We start from the raw sequence: 24,161 nt of genomic DNA, 5'->3' as shown, positions 1-24,161 counted from the left end.
GCCATGCTGGATATGCCGATGCCCAAGGTATCGCTCGGTGATGATGACGACGAAATCTCCATCATTGCTCAGTGGCTCATCGATGAGGGCGCCAGCTTCCGTGAGGGCGACCCGATCGTCGAGGTGGAGACCGCCAAGGCGAACATGGAGGTCGAAGCTCCCCAGGACGGTGTGCTGGCAGCCCAACTGCGCTCAGTGGGCGACTCGGTGGTGCCCGGTGACGTCTTGGCAGTGCTGGCCGCGGTCGGCGAACACTTCGATTCGCAGGAGCTGCGGTCTCAACGCGTGACAGCAAGCTCCGTGGTCCACGCCGACGGACAAGACGCACCGGAGTCGCCCGCGCCCGTCCCGAATCATGAGCAGTCGGCCCTAGCGACACAAGAAGTACCCTCAGCCGCCGACGAGGACTCATCGGCAACCGACGAGACAGCCGCAGCGCCCCCGCCCGTCCCGACCACTACCGGCACCTTCGCGCAATCGGGCGCCCTATACGGACCGCCTCGCCGCAAGCGCCCACGCCTCCAGAACGTTTCGGTCCAGCAGGTGGCCGGCACCGCTGCGGTCCCGGCGGCACAGCGCGAGCCCCTGTCCCGGCACCGCCGTGCGTTGGCGAAGGCCATGACGCGATCGGCGGCGATTCCACAGTTCTCCGTACACCGGAAACTGCCGATGGACGCCGCTCAACGGGTCGTCGCCTCGCTGCGGGCGACCGGCGTGCCCGCAACGTTGACCGATGTGATCCTCAAGGCCACCGCGGAAGCCTTGGTCCGCCACCCAGAGATCAACAGCCTGTTCATCGATGAAGACTGCCACCGCTACAGCGAGCCCGCGATCGCACTGGCCGCCGACAGCCCCTCCGGCGTCATCGCGCCCGTCATCCGCCATTGCGACACCCTCAGCTGGAGCGAACTCGCCCGGGAGCGGCGCCGCGTCGTCGATGGCGCCCGCAACGGGCGGCTGCTACCTGCCGACATGAGCGGTGGAACATTCTCGATCTCGAACGTCGGCGCACTGGGCGGCGACGCGGTAGTGCCGATGCTCACCCCGCCACAGGTCGCGATACTCGGGCTCGGCCAGGTTCAGCCGGCCTGGGGCGGAACCATCGCCGAGGGCGTGCTTGTTGCCGACCACCGCGCGCTCGACGGGGCCGACGCTGCTCGGTTCCTCAATTCTCTGGCAGAGATCCTCGCCGACACCGCTCTGGCCGACAACGGAGCAGCCCGTGTCTGAACATCAGCCCGTTGCCCTGATCACCGGCACTAGCCGCGGACTCGGACATGCCACGGCGATCAAGATGATGGCCCATGGTTACGCCGTTGTTGGTGTGAGCCGGACACCAACCGACATCGATGACGAGCATTTCACCCAGCTTGAACTCGATATCGCCGAAGACGGTGTCTGTGAGCATGTCGTGCGCGAAGTCATCCGCCGTAGTGGGCGCATCGACGTTCTGATCAACAATGCCGCGGCACTGGTCTACGGCAACTGCTGGGAGCTGGAGCCGCGCCAATTGTCCCGCCAACTGCGCATCAACCTCACTGCCCCATTCCTTCTCAGTCGGGAGGTCGTCCGGCGGTGGTTGCCAAGCCGACATCCCGGCGTCATCGTCAATGTGTGTTCGGTCGAATCCGAAGTCGCCTGGAAGGAACCCCCGCAAGCGGGTTATGCGATCACCAAGGGCGGACTCGTCGGCCTCACCCGCGCCATGGCGCATGACCTGGCCCCTGTCGGGATCCGGATCAACGGAGTCGCCCCGGGCATCATTCGCACCGAGATGACGCCGGCGTCGGGGTCGGTCCCGCCCGAGTCCATCCCGATCGGTCGCCCAGCCGATCCGACCGAGATCGCTGAGGTGATCGCGTTTGTCGCAAGTCCCGCGGCGTCGTACATGACGGGCGAAATCGTCTACGCCGATGGGGGATACCGACTGCCATGAGTCGATTCACCGGAAAAACCGCGCTCGTCACGGGGGCAGGATCAGGAATTGGTGCCGCGACGTGTGCGCGTCTGCTCAGCGAGGGAGCACGAATAATCGCCCTCGATCGCGAACCCATTGACACCGAGGTCTTCGACGCTTCGGGCCCGGCGGTCCAGACGATCCACCACGACCTGAGTCAACCGCTGGCAGACGATGCTTTGGTGGACTTGGGCCCAATCGACGTGCTGGTCAACGCCGCAGGCGTGCTCCACCGGGCGGCAGTCGAAGACCACAGCCTCCAAGACTGGGAAGCCACGCTTGCCGTGAACGTGGAGGCGCCGTACAGACTTTCGGCGCTGTTCGTCCGTCAATGTCTGCGGCGTAATGCCTCCGGTGCGATCGTCAACGTGTGCTCAATCGAATCGTTCAGCACACTGCCGCGCCACGTCGCTTACACCGCGTCGAAGACAGCGGTCCTGATGATGACACGTGCCTTCTCGCTAGAGCTGGCGGACAAACACATTCGTGTCAACGGTATCGCGCCGGGCGTGACGGAAACCGGGATGAATCGCACGCTCCGCGAAGATCCCGCAGCCGCGGGTGCACTTCGCGCTCGGATACCGATGGCGCGGTTCGGCAAACCGGATGAGCAAGCCGCTGCGATTGCCTTCCTCGCCTCTGATGAGGCCTCGTACATCACCGGCGCCGTCCTGCCAGTGGACGGCGGATGGCTCACCGCATGACCAACCACAACACCGAGGAGTTGTACGTGTTCGAGACCGTGAATTTCACCAGCGAAGATGTTCAGCTGGAAGGCCAGCTGTATCTACCGGAAGGTCCTGGGCCGCATCCCGTCATCGTGATGGCGGGCGGGTGGTGTTATGTCAAGGAGCTCGTTCAGCCGCGTTACGCCAAAGTCTTCGCCGAACATGGGATCGCCTCGTTGATCTTCGACTATCGGGGATTCGGTGGCAGCGCAGGAGAACCGCGCCAACACCTTGATCCACAGGGGCAGATCGAGGACTATCGCAATGCCATCAGCTACGTCGAGACGCTCGAATCGATTGACGCGGACCGCATCGGTGTGTGGGGAATCTCCTACAGCGGCGGGCACGTGCTCATCGTCGGGGGCATCGATTCGCGTGTCAAAGCCGTAGCGTCGATAGTCCCTGTGGTTGACGGACTGGAGACGATGCGACGGGCCCACGGCACCATGGGATTCCGACGGCTCGCTGCTGCTGTGCTGGCCAGTCGGCGCAAGCGCTTCGCGACCGGCGAGCACGAGTACATGAAGCACTCGTCGACGACGCCCGACGCGGAGCTGTGCACCTGGCCGTTCCCGGGCAGCCCGCCGTTGTTCCAGATGCTCAAGGAGACCGAGGCCCCCGCGTACGAGAATCGAAACACCGTCGCGTCCACGGAGATGTTGATGGAGTATTCCGTCGAACCCCATGTGCGGCAGCTGGTCGACACCCCCACCCTGATGGTGCTTGCCGACGCCGATGACTTCACCTGGTCTGACTTGGAAACGCGTACGTTCCAGGCCATTCCGACGCCCAAGAAGGATCTCCACGTGGTCGCCAACACCGATCACCACGAGATGTACCGCGATCCGGAGAAGACGAAGCTGGCAGCTCAGGCTTGCGCGGACTGGTTCGTCAAGTACCTGTAGCCGGTACGAGTAAACCCCCGGACCACCTGCGCTGCGGGCGGTCCGGGGGTTTACTGCTAGCGGGAGACCAACGAGCTGAGCAGGTGTTGGACCTCGTCAACACCGTGCCCCCAGGGGAGTTCGACGATCACCTCATCGAATCCCAGCTCGGCGGCTTGGTCGACGCATCCTGCCAGCTCAGCCACAGCGGCCTCCGTGCAATGCAGTTTGAGGATTGCGAGAGGCCGCCCGTCGCGCCCTGCGGCGGCGAAGGTATCGCGGTACCGGCGCAGTCGTGTTTCCAGCTCTCCGTGGTCCCACTTGTCGACGAACGCGAGTCCCATCCATCCGTCGCCGGCAACCGCGGCGCGGCGTAGGGCGGGCGCAGTCATTCCGCCGACGATGAGTGGCGGCCCTGCCGGATCCGTTGGCCGCGGGGAGAGCAAGAGACCGGGGGGGATAGTCATAGTCTTCCCATCGAACCCCGACGTGCGGCCCGACCATGCATCGCGCAGGACAGTGAGCATCTCGTCGAGGCGTGCGCCTCGGGTGTCAAAGGGGTGGCCGAGGGCCTCCATTTCGGGAGCGTTCCAGCCTGCGCCGATCCCGACCCGAAGCCGGCCGCCTGAGAGCTGGTCTATGGTGGCGAGTTCTTTGGCGGTCTGCAACACGTGACGCTGAGGCAAGACGAGTACGGCGGTGCCGATTGTCACGTCGCCGTCGATCGCACCGGCAAGGTAGGCGCAGGTGTTCAATGCCTCGAAGTAGTCGTCCCCGGGATTCCAGGTGATCCGGCCATCGGCGCTGTAGGGGTAGCCCGTGATCGGTTCCTCCTGTATCACCACGTGGTCGTTCACCCACAGTCCCTTGGTACCGGCCTCGACCAGGGCGCGGGCCATCGCGGCAATGCCCAAGTTCTGAGCGTGCGGTCCGCTGTTGGGCAAGATGGTGCTGATCGTGGGTGTGCTCATGGGGACTCCATCCGAGGGGTGAGGTGACGGCCGTTCAATGGGATCGGTCCCAATACGTCGGGCTAGGCCAGCTGGTGCCCATGTGGGCCAGTGCGACGTGGCCATGGAATCGCCGAGCCAGCAGGGTGTTTGACCGTAGGGCTGCGCGATTGTGATCGACGGAGTCGGGATGGAGCTGATCTGACACGGATGACGCCTCGCTTCGGGGATCGGTCAGCGATACCTGGTGTCGACTTATCGTAGTGCGTCATGAGGCAGCGGTCGAGTGTCGGGCACCGGATGGGACCAAAAAACCCCTGTCCCAGAGGAATCGAGAGGAGTTACGGCTGCGACGGCGTGGCGAACAGGTGAACGTCTGCATGTCGCTGACAGAACTAGGGTAGCGTTCACGGCGTACATCGTAGGCGCGCTAACAGGAGCTCCGATGATCAAGACCGTCACGTTGTTGAAGCGTCGAGCAGACCTGACTCCAGCGGAGTTCGAGCAGCACTGGCGCGAGACACATGGTCCTTTAGTGCTTGCGATTCCTGGGGTGCGCCACTACGTCCAATGCCGGCCGGTCGATGAGCCCGGCTTCACTACGGGATACGACGGAATCGCCGAGGTCTACTACGAGGACGTCGAGTCGATGCGGAGTGCTTTCGCATCGCAGGAGTACTCAGCGTTGCTCGACGATGAGGTGAACTTCATGGGCCCCTCGACAGGCGAAACGGTATTCCTGGCGGTGGATGAAGCGCATCTGCGATGACAATGCACTGCTGCGAAGCGATCACCGCATCGCAGCCGCGCTCCACCTCTCCGGTGTAAGGAGGTTGAAATGGGATTGCTGAATGGACGGGTAGCCTTCATCACTGGCGTTGCTCGCGGGCAAGGGCGCTCCCACGCCGTGGCATTGGCGGCGGAGGGCGCCGACATCATTGGCTTGGACGTCTGTACCGGCGCAGCCTCGACGAGCTACCCCGGTCCCAGCGAGGCCGATCTCGATGAGACAGCGAAGTTGATCGCCGCAGCAGGCGCCAGGGCCGTACTGACCCAGGCAGATGTCCGCGAGTTCGACCAGGTGAAACGCGCTTTCGACCGCGGCTTCGCTGAGTTCGGGCGTGTCGACATCGTCATCCCCAATGCGGGTATCTGCGCCGGCGGCCGGACCTGGGAGATCACACCCGACGCGTGGCAGGAAACGATCGACACAAACCTCAACGGTGCATGGCACACCGTCAAAGCCGCGGTGCCCACCATGATCGAACAGGGCGATGGCGGCTCCGTGGTGTTCATCGGTTCGACCGCAGCGTTGAAGGGTGAGGAGAACATGTCTTCTTACTCCGCCTCGAAACACGCCATCACCGGCTTGATGACCTCTCTCGCGCGCGAGCTTGGCCAGCACAGCATCAGGGTCAACTCGGTGAATCCGACCTGCGTTGATACCGAGATGATCCAGAATCCTCACGTGTGGGGGCTCTTCGATCCCGACAACCCCCAACCAACAAAGCATTCCGTGGCAAGCAGTTTCGCCCGTACCCACCTGTTGCCGGTCCCGTGGATAGATTCGGTCGACGTGAGCCGGGCAATTCTGTACTTGGTGGCTGAGTCCGGCCGTTATGTCACCGCCTCCACATTCACCATCGATGCGGGATTCTCAGTCAAGTCGTAAGTTAATGTGCGAGGAAGTCCAAGGCAACGGCCGCTCGTACTTTTCTGGGGTCCGCAGGGCCCCCAGAAAGAGGCCATGAACGCAGTCTGGCCACCGTCGACGGTGATATTCGACCCCGTGAGAAAGTCGGGTGCGTCGGAGACCAGGTGCTGCACGACCCAGTGGATTCACGCGCGTGAGCTGTTCTCGGGTCACCTGTGCAAGAGCCATCTCGGTCATCGGGGTCGTTGTCCAACCCGGAGACACGCACTTCGCAGTGAGCGCGTATTGCGCGAGATCAACTGCCAGAGAGCGAGTTAACGCTGCTACTGCGGCTTTCGCCGAGCTGTCGGCGCCCGTATCCCTCTCCGACTGGAAGGCGTTGATGAGCGTTAACGACCGAGGCAGGGCCATCGGGGGGGGGCAGGCGTGTCAGCTCGGCAGGAACTGGGACGGTTCTACGATCCCAAGTGGCAATGTCCTGCTCGGGGTTCGAGAGCGCCCCGACTGTGCCCATAGTGAACTTCTCATCGATGGATTAATGAAACGGACTACCGTAGTTGTGATTCAGCACTGACGAGTCATGTTGACTACTAACCACTTTGGCGTGGCATTCCACCCATGTCGATGAAAGGCGTACCGTATCGGTGATCGAGACCTGAAACACGGGTTGGTCAGCGTCGAGAACAGTTGAAGGCTCAAGCCTCCAAAGCCGCGAAAAGGGTGCGAATGATGAAGGCTCTACGTCGGGCAGGTCTGAGTTGGCCCAGTGTCCTCGTTGAGGCTCGGGGTCAGGCAATCTACATACCGACATGAGTTGTCCCAAAGAGGTTGACGAAGCCAGCCGCGTCGTTCCAGAAGGTCGCAAGCTGCTGCGTCTGGAGGTCCGCAACGCCGAGACCCCCATCGAGCGCAAACCACCGTGGATCAAGACCCGCATGAGGACGGGCCCGGAGTACACCGAACTCAAGGCCCTGGTCCGACGTGAGGGATTGCACACGGTGTGCGAGGAGGCCGGCTGCCCCAACATCTATGAGTGCTGGGAGGACCGCGAGGCCACGTTCCTCATCGGCGGCGAACAGTGCACCCGGCGGTGCGACTTCTGCCAGATCGACACCGGCAAGCCCGCCGAACTGGACCGTGACGAGCCGCGTCGTGTCGCCGAGAGCGTCGCGACGATGGGCCTGCGCTACTCGACGGTCACCGGTGTGGCGCGCGACGACCTGCCCGACGGTGGCGCATGGCTCTACGCCGAGACCGTCCGCCAGATCAAGGCGCTCAACCCCACCACGGGTGTCGAGCTGCTCATCCCCGACTTCAACGCCATCCCCGAACAGCTCGAGACCGTATTCGAGACGCGTCCGGAGGTGTTGGCACACAACCTCGAAACGGTGCCGCGCATCTTCAAGCGGATCCGGCCCGCGTTCCGCTACCAGCGCAGCCTGGACGTCATCACCGCCGCGCGGGACTACGGGCTCGTCACCAAGAGCAACCTGATCCTGGGCATGGGCGAGACGCCCGAGGAGGTCCGCACCGCGCTCGACGACCTCCACCGGGCCGGCTGCGACATCATCACCATCACGCAGTACCTGCGCCCCTCAGCGCGTCACCACCCGGTGGAGCGGTGGGTCAAGCCCGAGGAGTTCGTCGAGCACGCCGCCTACGCCGAGGGCATCGGATTCGCCGGCGTGCTGGCCGGTCCGCTGGTGCGGTCGTCCTACCGGGCGGGACGGCTGTACGCGCAGGCCGCTGCCAAGCGCGAGGCCACGACTACACGCGGATGAGCTAATCCTGGTAGACGGGCCCGCCGGTACCGGATCAGGGAATGGCTAGTTGATGGACCCGATGGCCGCCACGCTCGCGACAGCCGGACGGTGCGAGAACTGCTGCATGATCCAGCGACTCCGAATAGGCATGCAGGATAAGCGATCTCGCCAACATGGCGGCACTGCACTGGATCGTTGACTCCGCTGACTGAATCTCCGCCAGGAGATGCCCGCAGGGGAAGCTCGGTCCGCGGTCATGTCGCATGCGCATCTCAGGATTGCACGATGCGGGCGAGTGCTCGTATAGTGAGACGCGGTTCGGTGTTCGTCCACCCCGGTGGCACGACCCCTGCTCACTGAAACATCCGGCCCGCAGATGTGGAGATCTCGCCTCGATGCCTACCTCGATCACTCTTCCGGCCCTCGGCGAGTCGGTTACTGAAGGAACGGTTGTCCGATGGCTCAAGGCGGTCGGCGACGAAGTGGCATTCGATGAGCCCCTGCTCGAGGTCGCGACGGACAAGGTCGACACAGAGATACCCGCGCCCGTGGCGGGACGATTGTCCGAGATCCTGGTCGGCGAGGACGAAACCGTGCCGGTGGGTACGCGGCTCGCGGTGATCGAGGACGGCATCGGCGCACCGGAGGTCGCCGCGGCGGAGCCCGCCGCGCCGGTGGTAGCGGACCGGGAGAGGCCGCGGTCAGCCTCGGACGTGCCCAGCGCTCCTGTTCCCCCCGCCGTCGTTCCTGAAGAACGGTCCATCAGCTCATTCGTCACGCCCCTGGTCCGAAAGTTGGCGAATGAGCACGATATTGATCTGTCGACCGTTGTCGGCAATGGCGTCGGTGGTCGGATCCGCAAACAGGACGTCCTGGCCGCCGCCGCGGTGCGCCAGGTCGAGGACCCGCCCACGCCAGACGGGCAATCACGTGGGATCGATAGTCCTGCGACGGAACCCTCGACGTCGACGCCCACCCTCGCCGCTGAGCTGCCGCATGACGGAATCGGTATCGAGGCCCTTACTGCGAACACCCTCCCCGGCAGCGCCAACGGATACGTGCCGGCCGGTGGGATCACCGAACGGCTGTCTCCTCGGCGCAAGGTCATCGCCGCACGGATGGTCGAGTCGCTGCAGATCAGTGCCCAGTTGACCAGTGTGGTTGAGGTCGATGTGACGTCGATCTGGCGTCATCGTGAGGCCAACAGGGAGGGTTTCGCGGCGCGTCACGGCGTCACGCTGTCCTACCTGCCCTACTTCGCCAAAGCGGCGTTGGACGCGCTGAAGGAGCACCGGAGCCTCAATGCCTCCATCGACACTGCCGCTGGTGAGGTGACCTATCACGACCGCGAGCATCTGGCCATCGCCGTCGACACCGAGGGCGGGCTGCTCACCCCGGTACTGCGCGACGCCGGAGACCTGTCGGTGGCCGGATTGGCGCGCAACATCGCTGATCTGGCCCTTCGCGCACGGAGCAAGAAGATCGGTCCGGACGAGCTGACTGGTGGAACCTTCACCCTGACGAACACCGGCAGCCGTGGATCGCTGTTTGACACCCCGATCATCAACCAGCCGCAGGTCGCCGTCCTCGGGACGGGAGCGGTGGTCAAGAGGGTGGCGGTAATCGATGACCCTGATCTCGGAGAGACCATCGCAATTCGCCGCATGGTGTACCTATCCCTGACCTATGACCATCGCCTCGTGGACGGCGCTGATGCCGCACGTTTTCTCACGGATGTGAAGACACGGTTAGAGAAGTGCGAGATCGTGCTGTGACACAGGGCAATTCAACCGCGATTCTGCGCCTTGAGCACTAGACGGATCACCGCCCCGGTCGTAGGGTATTCACAATGCGGGCGAACGCTCGCAATGTGGTGTCGTCAACATCGGCCGCCGGTCGCGTTGCCATCGCGCCGCTGTGAGTCGACACGCCCCACATTCACTATGCGAACATTAGGTACTAATACGAGCCGCCGCTGGAAGGCGCCGGCATCATCGATCCGAAGGGAGAGTCGTGGCCGCCAGCACAACCACCGACACTGACCAGCTGCTGGCCCTGTACCGGGAGATGATGCTCATCCGCGGTGTGGAGATGGCCATCGAACGGGCTCACCGTGCCGGCCAGATCGCCGGGTCGTTCCATTCCTCGCTCGGCCAGGAGAGCGCTGCAGCGGGAGTCTGTGCGCATCTACGCCGGAGCGATGCGGTGACGAGCAACCATCGCGGACACGGTCATGCACTGTCCAAGGGGGTCTCGGCCGAGGCGGTTCTTGCAGAGCTGTACAAGAAGACCCACGGCACCAGCGGGGGGCGTGGCGCCTCGATGCACCTACATGACCGCGCGGTGGGTTTTTATGGCGAGACGGCGATTGTCGCCGGTGGCGCGCCGTGGGCCGCAGGAGTGGCCTGGGCAAAGAAACGAGCCGGCACCGACGACATCGCGGTCTCCTTCTTCGGGGACGGTGCGTTCGCCAACGGCACCTCCACCGAGACGCTGCGGCTTGCCAAGTTCTGGGATGCGCCCTGTCTGTTCGTGTGCGAGAACAATGGGTGGGCCCACTCGATGTCAGTGGAGCGGCTCTTCGGTGACGAGCCCGGTGCAATCACCAACACCGTGCGTGCCATGGGTATTCACGCAGAACGGGTCGACGGACGCGACGTCAGTGCTGTCCACGAGGTCGCCGGGGATCTGATCGAGTACGTCCGCAGCGGAAAGCCCGCGTTCTTGGAGTGCGAGGTCTACCGGGTGCGGGCACACAGCATCAACGACGCCGACTACCGATACCGCGCCAAGTCCGCCGGCACGGACTGGCTCGACGCCAATGACCCCATCGCCGCGGCGAGAGCCCGGCTCGACAAGGACGCACCTGGTGCTGCCGATCGCGTCGATGCCGAGATAGCGGAGATCGTGGCCGTCGCCACGAGAAGCGCTGAGGGCGGCGACCACCCCACCCCTGAAAACGCGTTCGACACCGTTTACGCAACCGAAGGACTGCAGTGGTATGGCCGAGTTTAAGTTCGCTGAAGCGATCAGGGAGGCGCTGGACGCCGAACTGGCGACCGACGACCGCGTCGTCCTCATGGGGGAGGACATCGGTGCCCTAGGCGGTGTCTTCACGGTCACCAAGGGTCTCGTCGAGAAGTACGGTCCCGACCGGGTGCTGGACTCGCCGATCTCCGAGGGTGCACTCGCGGGATTCGCCGCCGGCGCGGCCACTGAGGGTGCGCGCCCGGTGGTCGAGATCATGTTCTCCGACTTCGTCATGCTTGCGATGGATCAGCTGATCAACTTCGCGGCCAAGATCCGTTATATGAGCAACGGCCAGTTCTCGGTGCCGATGGTGGTGCGCCTCCCGGGTGGCGCTGGCACCAACCACGGGCCGCAGCATTCGCAGTCCCTGGAGTCGTGGTTCGCGCAGACGCCTGGGCTGATCGTGGCGATGCCGAGCACCCCGTCTGACGCCTACTGGATGATGCGCGAGTGCATCCAACTGGACGACCCGGTGATGTTCTTCGAGAACAAGAGCCTGTACTTCCGGGTGTCCGAGGAGATCGACACCACTGAGGGTTTCCGCGGACTGGGTGCAGCGGTGCGCCGCGAGGGCACCGATCTGACCGTGGTGTCGGCGGGCCGCATGGTTGGCGCAAGCCTGGAGGCGGCCGAGATGATGGCCGCGGCAGGCTATTCCTGCGAGGTCGTCGACATGCGATACCTGTGGCCGCTGGATCTGCCGACGGTCGCGACCTCGGTACGCAAGACCTCGAAGTTGGCCGTCGTGTACGAGGCAGTCGAGTATGGCGGCTGGGGATCGGAGATCGCCAGCTGGGCGGCCCGGGAACTGTTCACCGATCTTGACGGCCCCATCCACCGAGTCGCCACACACCGCGTGCCGATCCCGGTCGGTGTCCCGCTGGAAGAGGCGATCGTACCGACGCCCGAGACGATCTTTCAGTCCCTGCTTGAACTAGCGAAATTCTGACCACCGAAAGGCATCGCATGTCGAACGAAACCGCTCAGGGCATTGAGCCCAGCACCATCACCTTCCAGTCCGACGGGCTCACCTTGGAGGCGCTGTACTACCGCCCCGTCGGCGACGGTCCGTTTCCGTGCGTGGTGATGGCCGGCGGCTGGTGCTACGTCAAGGAGCTGGCCCAGCCGACCTACGCCGCGGCGCTGGCGCAGCACGGCATCGCGGCCCTGATCTTCGACTACCGCAATATGGGCGGTAGTGAAGGCGAGCCCCGTCAGCACATCGATCCGGCGCAGCAGCTTGCCGACTACCGCAACGCCATCGACTTCGTCGAAGCCCTGCCAGAGATCGACGCCGCGCGAATCGGCGTGTGGGGCATTTCCTACAGCGGTGGACACGTCATGGTCTTGGGCGCCATCGACCCTCGAGTGCGGGCGTTGTGCGGAATCGTGCCCGTCACTGACGGCTACCAGAACATGCGCCTCGCCCACGGCACGCTGGGCTTCCGTCGCTTCAACGAAGCGCTCCTCGAAGCCCGCCGGTCAAAGCAACGCACCGGTGAGGTCACCTACATCCAGCACCAGCCGGCCACTGAGGGCGAGATCTCGACCTGGCCGTTCCCGAAGAGCAAGAAGACCTTCGCCGCGCTCAAGGAACGTGAGGCTCCGGCTTATCGCGGCGAGGCGACAGCGGAGTCCGCTGACCTGCTGATGGGTTACAGCGTCTTCCCGTATCTGCCGCGGCTGCTGGCCAAGCCCAGTCTGTTGATCGTCGCCGAGGGCGATGACCACACCCACTGGGATCTGGCGCTGGCGGCCTATGAGGCCATCCCCGGTGACGCGAAGGAATTGATGATCGTCTCCAACGCCGATCACCTCACCCTCTATGCCGATCGCGAGCGGCAGAACGTCGTCGCCAAGCGCGTGGCGGATTTCTTCACCGCGAACCTGTAGGGACGCACAGCGACGCGAGAACCAGGGTCTTCAGTTGACACCCCACCTTGCGTCTTTCAGAATACGAGCAGATGATCGTTATGCGAGCAAGGATGAGGTGTCAGTGATGGCGAAACAGATCAAGATCGGCCTGTGCGGGCTGGGCAGCATCGGCAAGGCGGCCGCCCGGCTGCTCGTCGATCATCGTTCCGGATTCGAGATCGTCGGCGCGGTCACCAAGGAACCCACCGATATCGGCCGTCCACTGGGCGAAGTCGTCGGGTCGAGGCGCTCTAGCCCGGTGGTGGTCGGCGAAGAGCTGTCTGACCTGTTGGCCCTGAAGCCCGATGTGGTGCTCTACGCCACCGGATCGTTCCTGCGCGATACCAGCGCCGACCTGGTGGCCTGCGCTGAAGCCGGCGTCAATGTGGTCTCGCCCTGCGAGGAACTCGCGTTCCCGTTCTCTCGCGACGCGGCTACCGCGGCCACGATCGACGCCGCGGCGCAAGCCACCGGGGCAACGGTGCTGGGTACCGGCGTGAACCCCGGGTTCATCTTCGACACCTTCCTTGCCGCAGCCACGGGTTGCAGCTGGAACATCGAGAAGATCACCGGCCGACGCGTCGTCGATGTCCTGGGCTTCGGGGAGAACATTCACCGGCGCCTGGGCATCGGCTACACGCAGGAGGAGTTCGACGAAGGGCACCGCGCCGGGACCATCGCCGGCCACGTCGGGTTCCCTGAATCCGTCCAGATGGTTGCCGAGCGCCTCGGCGTGACCCTTGACGGACCCGTTACCGAGGTCTTCGAGCCGATGATCGCCCAAACGCCTGCGCCCACCAGCTACGGCGGGGTACCGGCAGGCGTGACGGAAGGGTTCGTGCAACGCGCGACCGGGACCGTCGGCGGCGAGACTTTCATGGAGTTGGAACTCATCCTGCATCTGCGCCCCACCGCGGACGGATTGGATGCGGTCGACACCTTCACGATTCACGGCGAACACCCGGTCGCGGTGACGCTGAACCCCGGAATGGATGCGATCCCGGCGACCGCCGCGCAACTGGTCAACAGTGTGCCCGGCGTGCTTGCGGCACCAGCGGGGCTCAAGACCGCAAAAGATCTGCCGGCCAGCACCGCGTGGATCGACCTCACCAAAACCGTTCTGCGCTGACGCGACGCCGCTCGCACCGTCAGTACCGCCCGACCAGAAAGCCTGCCATGAGATTTGCCGTCGATACCGGTGGAACCTTCACCGACCTTGTCATCGAGGACGCCTCGGGGAACCTTGACATCTTCAAGAGCCCCACCACACCGGCAGACCCGGTGCAGGGCATCTTGGATGTGTTCCAGGTGGCTGCGGACCAACTTGGCCGCAGCCGCGAGGAGCTGCTCGGTCAGGGCAGCATGCTGTTTCACGGCACCACCCGTGGCCTCAACGCCGTCCTCACCCGTAACGTCGCCCGCACTGCCCTTCTCACCACCGAGGGGCACCCCGACGTGCTGTTGCTGCGCGAGGGCGGACGGGTTGGGATCTTCGATCAGCGTCGGGCCTACCCGGATCCCTATGTGGCGCGGTCGATGACGTTCGAGCTGCCTGAACGCATCGGGGCCCAAGGCGAGGTGGTCACCGCACTGACGGAGGCCGCCGTCGTCGACGTGGCCCGCCAGTTGCGTGAACGCAATGCCGAGGCGGTCGCGGTATGTCTGCTGTGGTCGATCACCAACCCGGCGCATGAGCTGCTCGTCGGCGAGGTCCTGGCCCGGGAACTGCCCGACATTCCGGTCACCCTGTCGCACCAGCTGAATCCGTGCCTGCGTGAGTACCGTCGGGCATCGTCGGCGGCGATCGACGCCTCCCTCAAACCATTGATGACCGCCTACATCGGCGGAGCCCGCGCGCGTCTTCGCGACGCTGGGTTCGCCGGTCGGCTGTTGATGATGACGTCCTCGGGTGGCGCGCTGGACGCCGCCGATGTCGCCGACGCCCCGATTCACTCACTGAACTCGGGTCCATCGATGGCACCGGTGGCCGGACGGTTCTTCGCCAAACACGATGCGGTCTCCGACGTCGCAATCGTCGCTGACACCGGCGGCACCAGCTACGACGTGAGCGTGGTCCGTGACGGACGCATCCCGTGGACCCGCGAGTCCTGGATCGGCCAGCCCTTCCTCGGCCATATGACCGGGTTCCCGTCGGTCGACGTCCGCAGCGTCGGCGCCGGTGGCGGCAGCCTGGCGCGTGTCGATTCCGGCGGCATGCTGCACGTCGGCCCCGAAAGTGCCAGTGCGGTACCGGGTCCGGCCTGTTACGGGCGTGGCGGCGATCGACCCACGATGACCGATGCCTGCGTCGTGCTGGGCTATCTGGACCCGGATTACTTCCTGGGCGGACGTTCCCGGCTCGATGTCGACGCCGCTCGCGAGGCGGTCAGAATCCACGTGGCCGAGCCCCTGGGTATGAGTGTCGAGGATGCTGCCGCGTCGATCTACGAGCTAGCCACCGAGCATATGGTCGGAGCGATCGAGGAGATCACCAGCCAGCAGGGCATCGACCCGTCGCACGCTGTGCTGGTCGGTGGTGGCGGTGCTGCCGGTTTCAACACCGTGGCCATCGGCCGCAGGCTGAGTTGCCCCGAGGTCATCGTGCCGGTGATGGGACCCGCGCTCAGCGCGGCGGGTGCCTTGATCTCCGAGTTGTCGCGGGGATTCGAGATGAACGGCAAGACCCGCACCGACGCGTTCGATCATGAGCAGGTAGCTCGCATCATCGGCCAATTGCGTGAGCGCGCTGCGGAATTCATTGCCGATGCTGGCGCCGAGATCATCTCCAGCCACATCGATTTCTCGATGGAGGCACGCTACACCAACCAGGTGTGGACGTTGGAAGTCCCGATCGATGTGGCTGCCACCGAAACGGCCGAGGGCATCGCCGCACTGGCCGACGCATTCCATGCCGCCCATCAGGACACGTTCGCTGTCGCCGATCCGGCGGCTCCGATCGAGATCGAGAGCTGGCACGCTCGCGCACGCTGCCAGCTCTCCGACCCTCAACCGCCGGTCGTCGCATCGGGTCCGGCACAACCGCGGACGCGGCAGGTGTACCTGCCCCATCTTGGGTGGCGTGACGCGGAAGTGTGGCGGCTGGCCGACGTGCCGGTCGACGAGCCCCGCGAAGGACCGGCGGTCGTGGAGACCGCAACCACGGCGATTTTCGTCGACGCTGGTGCGCGGTTCTGCCGTCGCACGTCCGGCACCCTGCACGTCGTCCCCGGTAAACCGGCACCGGCGACACCCACGCTGGCCAGCACGACAGGAGTCTCGAAATGACCATGGACGGCGTCCGCATGGCGGTCCTGAGCAGCCGCCTCAACGTCATCGTCGAAGCGATGATGAACACGATCTTCCGCTCTAGTCGATCCGGGGTGCTCAATGCCGCCCACGACTTCTCGTGCTGCATCGTCAGCGCCGACCATGAACTCGTCATGGGGGCGGAGAGCCTGCCGATCCACATGATGAGCGGTCCCGATCTGATCTCGCGTGCGATCTCCGAGGCGCACCCCGAAATGGTTCGGGGCGACGCGTTCCTGCATAACTCCCCGTACAACGGCAATTCACACGCTGCCGACCACTGCATGGTGGTTCCGGTCATCGACGATGAGGGCGTGCATCGCTTCACGGTGCTGGCCAAGGCGCATCAGGCGGACTGTGGCAACTCCCAGCCGACCACGTACATGGCTAATGCCCGTGACGTGTACGAGGAGGGGGCGCTGTTGTTCGACGCCTGCCGGATCCAGCGCGACTACCAAGACAATGACGACATCGTGCGGATGCTCAAGATGCGCATCCGGGTTCCCGACCAGTGGTGGGGCGATTACCTGGCGTTGCTGGGGTCCGTGCGCCTGGGGGAGCGGCGCATGCTCGATCTGGGCCGTGAGGTCGGTTGGGACACCCTCGAGGAGTTCGTGCGCGAATGGCTCAATTACAGCGAGCATCTGATGGGCGAGGCGATCAGTGCTCTGCCTGCAACCACCCTGCGCGATCACACCGCACACGATCCCTATCCGGGTGCGCCCGACGGAGTTCCGATCACCGTCGGTGTCGAAATCGATCCTGACGAGCGGCGGATCGCCATCGACCTGCGGGATAATGTCGACTGCCTGCCCAACGGGTTGAACCTGACCATGTCGACGGCCAAGACTGCGGCGATGCTGGGAGTCTTCAACTCCATTGGCGAGACCGTGCCACCCAATGCCGGCAGCCTACGGCGCATTGACGTCAAGGTCCGGGAGAACTGCGCCGTCGGCATCCCCACCCATCCGTACAGTTGCTCGGCGGCGACCACCAACCTCGCCGACCGAGTGTCGAACCTGGTGCAGCGGATGTTCGCCGGCATCGCCGAGGGAATCGGCATGGCCGAATGCGGGGCTGTCATTCCTGCTGCAGCGGCCGTCATCTCGGGCTCAGACCCGCGCACCGGCCACGATTTCGTCAATCAGATCTTCCTGGCAGTCACTGGGGGTGCAGGTACCCCGTGGACCGATGCGTGGTTGACGATCTTCCACGTCGGCTGCGGCGGCATGCTCCGCCGCGACAGCGTCGAGGGAGCCGAAATGGCCCATCCCATCCGTGTTTTCAAACAGCGACTTGTCGCTGACACTGAGGGTGCAGGCAGGTTCCGTGGCGCGCCGTCAGCCGAAGTTGAGTACGGCCCCGTGGGAACCACCTTGTCGGTGGCCTATGGAACCGACGGCGCGGTCGGCGCAGCCCAGGGTGTCCGTGGCGGTGGCGCCGGTGGAGTCAGCATGCACTTCCGCCGGACTGTCCAGGGCGCACTGGAACCTCTTGGTCCGCAAGGTCTCATCACGCTTCAGGACGGCGAGACCATCGTTTCGGTGACCGCCGGAGGTGGTGGTTATGGTGATCCCCGTGACCGTCCCGCAGAGCAGGTCGGCCTCGATGTCGAGGAGGGCTGGATCACCGCGCAGCGGGCCGCTGACGCGTACGGGGTCGTGATCGGCGTCGACGGTGCGGTTGACCGCGATCAAACCGAACGCGCCCGTGCGGCATTGGCCCTCGCGCACTAACGCTGCCGTACCGGTAGGGCCGCCATGTGGCTGCCCTACCGGTAGGCACGTATCTGCTGGGAAACACACAGGAATGGCTTATGCTTCCGCACGTGGCTCGCGATACGAACATCGGCACGAAAAGTAACGGCACCGACAGCGGTGGAATCCAGTCCGTTGCCCGCGCACTCGCGGTTCTCGAGGTGTTCGCCGAGCGGCGCGCGGTGTTGACCACCAACGAGATCGCCACCATGACCGGCCTCAATCGCGGCACTGCGTACCGGTTCTGCCAAACGCTGAAGAGTCTTGGCTATCTCGAGGAGATTCGGCAGAGCACGTTCCGGCCGGGTCTGAAGGTTCTCTCGCTGGCTCAGGCGGCGCTGAGCAGCCGAGAGCTCGTCGATGTCGCAATGCCCCGTTTGCAGGCCCTGCGGCAGGACACCGGCGAAACCGTGAACTTCGCGATGCCGGACGGCAACGAAGTGGTCTACGTGGCCCGGCTGCTCAACGACGATCTCCTTGCGCTGCGACTGGTCGTGGGAAGCCGGCTACCGATTGTCTCCTCATCACTGGGACGCGCGATGCTGGCCTTCATGGACGAAGAGCGAGTCAGGGCCATCGTCAGCAACAGTGCGTTCGAGAAATTGACCGAGCACACCCTGACCGACGTCGACGCGCTGTTCGACGAACTGGCGAAGATTCGCAAGGTCGGTTACGCATTCAACGATCAAGAGGTCGCCGTCGGAGTGCGTGGTATCGCCGCACCGGTGTTGGGTGCCGATCAGCGTGCGGTTGCGGCGTTGAATCTGTCCATCGCCCGACCGGTGAAGCCGACTGAGGTGAAATCCCGTCTGGTGCCTCAGCTTTTGGAGGCGGCCGCGGATATCAGCGACCGAGCCAAGCAGTTGGATCGGTTCGCCTAGTACGCGAGGCGGTTTTCCTGAGGTGTGCGGCGGGACGCCGCCGCCCTTTGTGTCGTGACGGCCGGTTGGCGCCTGCCCAAAGGTGCCGCGGGGGGCATCCGCGTGGGCGCTGTGGGCTGCCACGCACATGTCGGTCAGGCAGCTGGGAAAAGGTGTGATCGGCTTGACACCCACACCTCAACAGCGCACTATACGAGCAGGCATTTTCAATGCGAGCGGACTGGATGCGAATCACGGCGTCGCCGCTTGAATATCAGCCCAGCACCGCACAGCCCGGCGGTTCCGCACCAGTCCCTAGCCAGGACCGGACTGTCACCAGCCTTTGCCGACACAAGGAGCGCGATGTCACGCCCGTCTCGTTATGACGTTCTCTTCGAACCGGTCCAGATTGGACCGCGGACTATGAAGAATCGCTTCTATCAGGCGCCGCACTGCACTGGCTTCGGAGACGTGTTCCCCGGCGGCAATGCGAGCCATCGTGCGATGAAGGCTGAAGGCGGATGGGCGGTCGTCAACACCGAGGCCACCACGATCGCACCCGAATACGACTGGGCCGGCCAGATGACACCGTCGCGCATTTGGGACGACGATGACATCCGCAACTGGTCGCTCCTGGTGGAGAAGGCACACGACAATGGCGCATTGGCAGGCATCCAGTTGCATGCGGGCGGGGCCTTCCTGACCGCGTTCGACAGCCGCATGCCGGGCCGCCACGTGAGCGACCGGCTGGAAGAGGCGGGCTGGCTTGGCTCGGTCATCAAGATGGACAAACGCGATATCCGCGAGGTCCAGCGACTGTACGTAGAGGCCGCCAAGCGGGCCAAGCGCGCGGGGTTCGACATCCTCAACATCTGGGGAGGGGAGTCGGCGACGCTGCCGGTCCAGTTCCTCATGCGGATCCACAACGATCGCACCGACGAGTACGGCGGTTCCCTGCAGAACCGGGCCCGCTTCTGGATGGAAACCCTCGAGCAAGTCCGCAATGAGGTTGACGATGTGGTGATTGCCGCGCGGTTCTGCATCGACTCGCTGCACGAACACGACGGCGGCATCCGGGTCGACGAGGAGGGCGTCGGATTCGTCGAGCTGGCTGACCATCTGGTGGACTTCTGGGATGTGCAGGTCGGCGGCGAGAACGCCGAACTCTGGATTAAAGACGCCGGTCCGTCGCGTTTTTACCCCGAGAACGCGCAGGGCAAGTATGTCGCCAAAATCAAGCCCTACACCAAAAAGCCGGTCATCGGAGTCGGACGGTTCACCAGCCCCGACATGATGGTCGAGGTTATCCGCAGCGGTCAGCAGGACATCATCGGCGCCGCTCGGCCCTCGATAGCTGACCCGTTCATTCCCAAGAAGATCGAAGAGGGCCGGTTCGAGGACATCCGGGAGTGCATCGGCTGCAACGTGTGTGTGTCGCGGGTCAACGCCAGATGGCACCTGATCTGCACACAGAACTCGACGGCCGGTGAGGAGTACCGCCGCGGCTGGAATCCCGAGGTCATTCCGTTGACGAAGAAGAAGGACACCAGTGTCCTCGTTGTCGGCGCGGGCCCGGCCGGCATGGAATGCGCGATGGTGCTCGGTATGCGCGGCATCGAGAACATCCACCTGGTCGACCGAGCGCCGGAGATCGGTGGCCACGTCCGGTGGATGCACACCCTGCCCGGTATGGCCGCGTGGAATCGGGTGGTCGACTGGCGCAAGATCCAGTTGGGCAAGCTGCCCAACGTTGAGGTCATCACCAACACCACCCTGACGCCCGAGCAGGCCTATGACTACGGCGCCGAGATCGTCATCGTGGCGACCGGCTCGAGTTGGGTCGGCAACGGCATAAATGGCCAGACCCACCAGCCAGTCCAGGGCGCCGACCCCACTCGGCCCGATGTGCTGACCCCGGAGCAGATCCTGCGTGACGGGAAACCCGTTCCGGGCAAGAACGTGGTGATCTTCGATACCGAGGGCTATTACATGGGCGCCAGCCTGGCTGAGAAGCTGCAGCGTGACGGTCATCAGGTCACGCTCGTGACGCACTTCGGCGGGCCGGCCCCCTACATGAACTTCACAGGCGAGAATGTGCACATGCGCCCGATGCTGGAGCGCCTGGGCGTGCAGATCGTCACCGAGCACCTTGTGACGGCCTTCGACGGCACGACCGCCACCGGTGAAAGCCACCTGGTGCCCGAACGTCATGTCACCTGGGCAGCAGACGCTCTGGTGGTCACAACGCAGCGCACCCCCGATAGCGGCTACTTCAAAAAGGTCCGGGAACTCCACGAGAGCGCTGAGACCAGCGAGATCTCGGCGGTCTACCAGATCGGCGATTGCGTCTCACCGCGAATGCTGTTGGCGGATGCCATCTTTGATGGTGCTCGACTGGCGCGCGAGATCGACACGGACGATCCGGCGACTCCGCTGCCGTACATCCGGGAACGGCGCCTGATCGGTGCCACCGACGACACGTACGCACAGGTCCTCAACCGCCCCGAAGGGCGGAGGGTGCCGAGTTGAGCGCCTCGATCGCGGCAGGCGGCGCCGCTCCGGCCGCGGGTGACCCCGCCGAGAAGACCACCGGTTTGACCGTCAACGGTTCGTTTGTGGAGGTACGCACCGTTCCCGACGCGCTGCTCGCGGACACGCTGCGCACCGACCTGCAGCTGACCGGGACGAAGATCGGCTGCGGTTCGGGTGACTGCGGGGCGTGCACGGTGCTCCTCGATGGCGAGGCCGTGTGTTCGTGCCTGATCTTCACCCATCAGTGCCAAGGCAAGTCAGTGACCACCGTGGAGGGCCTGGCCGACACTTCGGTGGGACAGGCGGTGCGCAAGGCCATGGCAGTCAGGGGCGGAGCGCAGTGCGGCATCTGCACACCGGGCGTGGTGGTCACCGCTTGCGCGCTGGTGGCGCAGGCCGACCATCCGCTGAAGCGCGACGAGGTCCGAATGGCGATGGCGGGCAACATCTGTCGCTGCACCGGCTACTGGCCGATCATGGCGGCGGTCTGCGATGCCAGTGCGCTGCACAACTGTGAGCAGGAGCCCACGTGACCCGGGTGGGTGCTGAGTTCGGTCGCCTCGACGCCGACTCCAAGACCGGTGGACGCGCCCGCTACACCAATGACCTGGTGCCACCGAAGGCTGTGCACGCGGCCGCAGTGCGGTCCACGCACGGTGCGGCCAGGATCGTGTCCATCGACACCGCGGCCGCGCAGGCCGCCCCCGGTGTGGTGCACGTGATGACAGCCAAGTCCGCGCCGACCGCCTTGCTGGGGCATTTCGCCCCCGACGAACCCCTGCTGGCCGCCGGAGCGGTCTGCTACGTCGGTGAGCCGGTGGCGCTGGTCGCCGCTGACACACCTGCTCACGCGAGCGCCGCCGCGCAGCTGGTCACGGTGGTCTACGAGCCGCTGGAGGCCGTGACCGACCTGCTGGCCGCCGCTGACCCCGGCGCCCGCCGCGTGCACCCCGATGTGCCGAACTACCGCCAGTCCTCGACGATCAAGCGCGGCGATGTCGACGCCGCCTTCGCCGCAGCACACGCGGTGGTCACGACTGTCACCGAGGGTCACCGTGTGCACCAGGGCTACATCGAGCCGCGGGCCAGCATCGCCGAGTTCGCCGACGGTGAGCTGCGGGTCGTCACCAGTTCGCAGGCGCCTTTCGAAGTGCGTGCCGGATTGGCCAGGCTATTCGGGCTGCCGCTGACCCGGGTCCATGTCCGCGTGCCCACTCTTGGCGGAGGGTTCGGCGGCAAGCTGCACCTGGGGATGGCCGCGTACGCCTCCGCGCTGGCGATGGCCACCGGCCGGCCGGTGTCGATGCTGTGTAGCCGTGACGAGGAGTTCCAGACCGCGGCGCCCCGCGAGAACTCCTGGGTTGAGCTCACTTCAGCGGTTGACCGCGACGGCAACGTCTTGGCCCGGCGGGCCAAGATCCTCCTGGACTCCGGAGCCTACAACTACGACACGCCACCGATCGGTTCGGTCGCGGCGCTGCAAGCATGCGGCCCGTATCGGGTCGAGGCCGTTGACATCGTTTCCGGTGCCGTTTACACCAACACCGTCCCGACCGGATCCTTCCGCGGTCCGTCCGGCCCACAGATGTGCTACGCGGTCGAGGCGCACATGAACGACATCGCCGAGACCCTCGGGATCGATCCGCTCGAACTGCGTGAGCGCGCAGCCCTGCGGCCCGGGGACGTGGGGCCGACCGCGCAGGTGATGCGCGACCCCGCGATGGTCGACGTGCTCGCGGTCGGACGAGCCCGACTCGACCAGTGGCGGGCATCGGCGCCTCCTCCCCAGGCGGGGCGCAGCCGCGGATACGGTCTGGGAGCGGCTATTTGGACAGTGTCACCCACTGGGTCGGTTGTCACGCTGTCAGTGCACGAGGACGGCTCGGCGACCGTCGCCAGCGGCGCCACCGAGATCGGCACAGGGGCGGTCTCCGAGACGCTGCCAGCGCTGGTCGCTGACGGGCTGGGCATCTCGGCGCCTGACGTGCAGGTGGCCAGCGGTGACACAGAGCGTGGTCTCTTCGACGCCGGCTCCCAGGGCAGTCGCACGCTGTACGGCGTGGGCACCGCCTTGGCGAACGCGCTCGACGAGGTGCGCCGTACCTTGTTCACCCAGTACGCCAAGGACAACAGCATCTCGTTCGACGACTGCGAACTCGCCGACGGTGTGGTGCGGAACCGCAGCAAGCCCAGCACGGCCACCCCGCTGGGGGAGGTCGTCGAGGCAGTCATGCTCAGCGGAGGCCCGGTCGTCGCGACAGGCCGGTTTCAACCCTCGCCGGTGGAGCACGCCACCAACACCATCGACGGGTGGGTGGGGGCGTTCAATGAACCCACGTTCCATTGCCACGCAGTCGAACTCGATATCGACCATGCCACGGGCGCTATTGAGGTGCTGCGCTATTCGGCAATCCATGACAGCGGACCGATCCTCAACCCGCATGGAGCGCGCGGACAGGTCGAAGGTGGTGTGGTCCAGGGCCTGGGCTACGCGCTGACCGAGGCGGTTCTGATGAACAGCGATGGGAAGGTGCTCAACGCGAACCTGCATGACTACCGGCTACCCACTGCAGCCGACGTGCCAGACGACATGGAGGTGGTGTTCGTGGAATCTCACCCCAGCGTCGAAGGTGTGCTCGGTGCCAAGGGAATTGGTGAAGCACCCGCCATTCCCGGTGCTGCCGCGATCGGTTCAGCGGTTCGCGACGCTCTGGGGTTCCAGCCGCGGTCGCTGTCCATGACACCGGAGAACATCCTGCGCCTGATCGATGGGCTCGTCCCCACCACGATGTCGGAAGGCTCGGCGCATGCTCGTTGATATCGACT

At 64.8% G+C, this 24,161-nt stretch carries 20 protein-coding genes; 18 read left to right on the top strand and 2 right to left on the bottom strand.

What is annotated here, in order from left to right; genetic code table 11:
- The first annotated feature begins 3 nt into the window (after positions 1-3).
- The 4 genes from ACZY0X_RS26465 to ACZY0X_RS26450 are packed head-to-tail and all read left to right on the top strand — an operon-like array spanning position 4 to position 3,590.
- Positions 4-1,230, top strand: a complete 1,227-nt coding sequence (locus ACZY0X_RS26465) for a dihydrolipoamide acetyltransferase family protein (RefSeq protein ID WP_463774660.1) — start codon at positions 4-6, stop codon at positions 1,228-1,230.
- Positions 1,223-1,936, top strand: coding sequence for an SDR family NAD(P)-dependent oxidoreductase (locus ACZY0X_RS26460; RefSeq protein ID WP_463774659.1), 714 nt, complete (start codon positions 1,223-1,225; stop codon positions 1,934-1,936). The genes ACZY0X_RS26465 and ACZY0X_RS26460 overlap by 8 nt, the downstream gene beginning before the upstream one ends.
- Positions 1,933-2,661, top strand: a complete 729-nt coding sequence (locus ACZY0X_RS26455) for an SDR family NAD(P)-dependent oxidoreductase (protein WP_463774658.1) — start codon at positions 1,933-1,935, stop codon at positions 2,659-2,661. Before ACZY0X_RS26460 ends, ACZY0X_RS26455 begins: the two co-directional genes overlap by 4 nt.
- Positions 2,658-3,590 carry an alpha/beta hydrolase gene (locus ACZY0X_RS26450; protein ID WP_463774656.1) on the top strand — a complete coding sequence of 311 codons (933 nt, stop codon included), beginning with the start codon at positions 2,658-2,660 and terminating at the stop codon, positions 3,588-3,590. Before ACZY0X_RS26455 ends, ACZY0X_RS26450 begins: the two co-directional genes overlap by 4 nt.
- 56 nt (positions 3,591-3,646) lie before the next feature.
- Here ACZY0X_RS26450 and ACZY0X_RS26445 read toward each other — a convergent pair whose 3' ends face one another.
- Positions 3,647-4,540: a TIGR03619 family F420-dependent LLM class oxidoreductase gene (locus ACZY0X_RS26445; protein ID WP_463774654.1), complete on the bottom strand. Its 894-nt coding sequence runs from the start codon at positions 4,538-4,540 to the stop codon at positions 3,647-3,649.
- Positions 4,541-4,964: 424 nt separating this feature from the next.
- Here ACZY0X_RS26445 and ACZY0X_RS26440 point away from each other — a divergent pair, with 424 nt between their 5' ends.
- Both ACZY0X_RS26440 and ACZY0X_RS26435 read left to right on the top strand, forming a co-directional pair.
- Positions 4,965-5,288: an EthD family reductase gene (locus ACZY0X_RS26440; protein WP_463774652.1), complete on the top strand. Its 324-nt coding sequence runs from the start codon at positions 4,965-4,967 to the stop codon at positions 5,286-5,288.
- A gap of 69 nt (positions 5,289-5,357) precedes the next feature.
- Complete coding sequence (locus tag ACZY0X_RS26435) at positions 5,358-6,191, top strand: mycofactocin-coupled SDR family oxidoreductase (protein ID WP_463774650.1); 834 nt, start codon at positions 5,358-5,360, stop codon at positions 6,189-6,191.
- Here ACZY0X_RS26435 and ACZY0X_RS26430 read toward each other — a convergent pair.
- Positions 6,177-6,584, bottom strand: a complete 408-nt coding sequence (locus tag ACZY0X_RS26430) for an SDR family oxidoreductase (protein ID WP_463774649.1) — start codon at positions 6,582-6,584, stop codon at positions 6,177-6,179. The genes ACZY0X_RS26435 and ACZY0X_RS26430 overlap by 15 nt on opposite strands.
- 398 nt (positions 6,585-6,982) lie before the next feature.
- Here ACZY0X_RS26430 and lipA point away from each other — a divergent pair, with 398 nt between their 5' ends.
- The 12 genes from lipA to ACZY0X_RS26370 all read left to right on the top strand — a co-directional run bounded on the left by lipA (position 6,983) and on the right by ACZY0X_RS26370 (position 24,153).
- Positions 6,983-7,954: a lipoyl synthase gene (lipA, locus tag ACZY0X_RS26425; protein ID WP_463774648.1), complete on the top strand. Its 972-nt coding sequence runs from the start codon at positions 6,983-6,985 to the stop codon at positions 7,952-7,954.
- A gap of 377 nt (positions 7,955-8,331) precedes the next feature.
- Entirely contained in the window at positions 8,332-9,711 is a 1,380-nt protein-coding gene (sucB, locus tag ACZY0X_RS26420; RefSeq protein ID WP_463774647.1) for a 2-oxoglutarate dehydrogenase, E2 component, dihydrolipoamide succinyltransferase, read from the top strand.
- Positions 9,712-9,949: 238 nt separating this feature from the next.
- Entirely contained in the window at positions 9,950-10,951 is a 1,002-nt protein-coding gene (locus tag ACZY0X_RS26415; protein WP_463774646.1) for a thiamine pyrophosphate-dependent dehydrogenase E1 component subunit alpha, read from the top strand.
- Positions 10,938-11,915: an alpha-ketoacid dehydrogenase subunit beta gene (locus tag ACZY0X_RS26410; protein WP_463774645.1), complete on the top strand. Its 978-nt coding sequence runs from the start codon at positions 10,938-10,940 to the stop codon at positions 11,913-11,915. Before ACZY0X_RS26415 ends, ACZY0X_RS26410 begins: the two co-directional genes overlap by 14 nt.
- A 17-nt stretch (positions 11,916-11,932) precedes the next feature.
- Positions 11,933-12,859, top strand: a complete 927-nt coding sequence (locus ACZY0X_RS26405) for an alpha/beta hydrolase (protein WP_463774644.1) — start codon at positions 11,933-11,935, stop codon at positions 12,857-12,859.
- Positions 12,792-14,009, top strand: coding sequence for an NAD(P)H-dependent amine dehydrogenase family protein (locus ACZY0X_RS26400; RefSeq protein ID WP_463774643.1), 1,218 nt, complete (start codon positions 12,792-12,794; stop codon positions 14,007-14,009). The genes ACZY0X_RS26405 and ACZY0X_RS26400 overlap by 68 nt, the downstream gene beginning before the upstream one ends.
- Positions 14,010-14,056: 47 nt before the next feature.
- Positions 14,057-16,165 (top strand): hydantoinase/oxoprolinase family protein, encoded by a 2,109-nt coding sequence (locus ACZY0X_RS26395; protein ID WP_463774642.1) that lies wholly within the window; start codon positions 14,057-14,059, stop codon positions 16,163-16,165.
- On the top strand, positions 16,162-17,922 hold the full coding sequence (locus tag ACZY0X_RS26390) for a hydantoinase B/oxoprolinase family protein (RefSeq protein ID WP_463774640.1): 1,761 nt from the start codon (positions 16,162-16,164) through the stop codon (positions 17,920-17,922). The genes ACZY0X_RS26395 and ACZY0X_RS26390 overlap by 4 nt, the downstream gene beginning before the upstream one ends.
- A gap of 92 nt (positions 17,923-18,014) precedes the next feature.
- Positions 18,015-18,824 (top strand): IclR family transcriptional regulator, encoded by an 810-nt coding sequence (locus ACZY0X_RS26385; protein ID WP_463774639.1) that lies wholly within the window; start codon positions 18,015-18,017, stop codon positions 18,822-18,824.
- A 342-nt stretch (positions 18,825-19,166) separates the two neighbouring features.
- Positions 19,167-21,332: an oxidoreductase gene (locus ACZY0X_RS26380; RefSeq protein WP_463774638.1), complete on the top strand. Its 2,166-nt coding sequence runs from the start codon at positions 19,167-19,169 to the stop codon at positions 21,330-21,332.
- On the top strand, positions 21,329-21,868 hold the full coding sequence (locus ACZY0X_RS26375; RefSeq protein WP_463774636.1) for a (2Fe-2S)-binding protein: 540 nt from the start codon (positions 21,329-21,331) through the stop codon (positions 21,866-21,868). The genes ACZY0X_RS26380 and ACZY0X_RS26375 overlap by 4 nt, the downstream gene beginning before the upstream one ends.
- Entirely contained in the window at positions 21,865-24,153 is a 2,289-nt protein-coding gene (locus tag ACZY0X_RS26370; RefSeq protein ID WP_463774634.1) for a xanthine dehydrogenase family protein molybdopterin-binding subunit, read from the top strand. Before ACZY0X_RS26375 ends, ACZY0X_RS26370 begins: the two co-directional genes overlap by 4 nt.
- Positions 24,154-24,161 lie beyond the last annotated feature (8 nt).

The sequence above is a fragment of the Mycobacterium sp. IDUB_39 genome (assembly GCF_055419205.1).
The sequence above is the reverse complement of the archived record's forward strand: the minus strand, read 5'-3'. Positions and strand labels throughout refer to the sequence as shown.

Coding starts and splice junctions, on each gene's coding strand:
- ACZY0X_RS26465 (WP_463774660.1), top strand. CDS start 4: ATGCTGGATATGCCGATGCCCAAGGTATCGCTCGGTGATGATGACGAC.
- ACZY0X_RS26390 (WP_463774640.1), top strand. CDS start 16,162: ATGACCATGGACGGCGTCCGCATGGCGGTCCTGAGCAGCCGCCTCAAC.
- ACZY0X_RS26450 (WP_463774656.1), top strand. CDS start 2,658: ATGACCAACCACAACACCGAGGAGTTGTACGTGTTCGAGACCGTGAAT.
- ACZY0X_RS26435 (WP_463774650.1), top strand. CDS start 5,358: ATGGGATTGCTGAATGGACGGGTAGCCTTCATCACTGGCGTTGCTCGC.
- ACZY0X_RS26445 (WP_463774654.1), bottom strand. CDS start 4,540: ATGAGCACACCCACGATCAGCACCATCTTGCCCAACAGCGGACCGCAC.
- ACZY0X_RS26430 (WP_463774649.1), bottom strand. CDS start 6,584: ATGGCCCTGCCTCGGTCGTTAACGCTCATCAACGCCTTCCAGTCGGAG.
- ACZY0X_RS26400 (WP_463774643.1), top strand. CDS start 12,792: ATGCCGATCGCGAGCGGCAGAACGTCGTCGCCAAGCGCGTGGCGGATT.
- ACZY0X_RS26455 (WP_463774658.1), top strand. CDS start 1,933: ATGAGTCGATTCACCGGAAAAACCGCGCTCGTCACGGGGGCAGGATCA.
- sucB (WP_463774647.1), top strand. CDS start 8,332: ATGCCTACCTCGATCACTCTTCCGGCCCTCGGCGAGTCGGTTACTGAA.
- lipA (WP_463774648.1), top strand. CDS start 6,983: ATGAGTTGTCCCAAAGAGGTTGACGAAGCCAGCCGCGTCGTTCCAGAA.
- ACZY0X_RS26405 (WP_463774644.1), top strand. CDS start 11,933: ATGTCGAACGAAACCGCTCAGGGCATTGAGCCCAGCACCATCACCTTC.
- ACZY0X_RS26395 (WP_463774642.1), top strand. CDS start 14,057: ATGAGATTTGCCGTCGATACCGGTGGAACCTTCACCGACCTTGTCATC.
- ACZY0X_RS26380 (WP_463774638.1), top strand. CDS start 19,167: ATGTCACGCCCGTCTCGTTATGACGTTCTCTTCGAACCGGTCCAGATT.
- ACZY0X_RS26440 (WP_463774652.1), top strand. CDS start 4,965: ATGATCAAGACCGTCACGTTGTTGAAGCGTCGAGCAGACCTGACTCCA.
- ACZY0X_RS26410 (WP_463774645.1), top strand. CDS start 10,938: ATGGCCGAGTTTAAGTTCGCTGAAGCGATCAGGGAGGCGCTGGACGCC.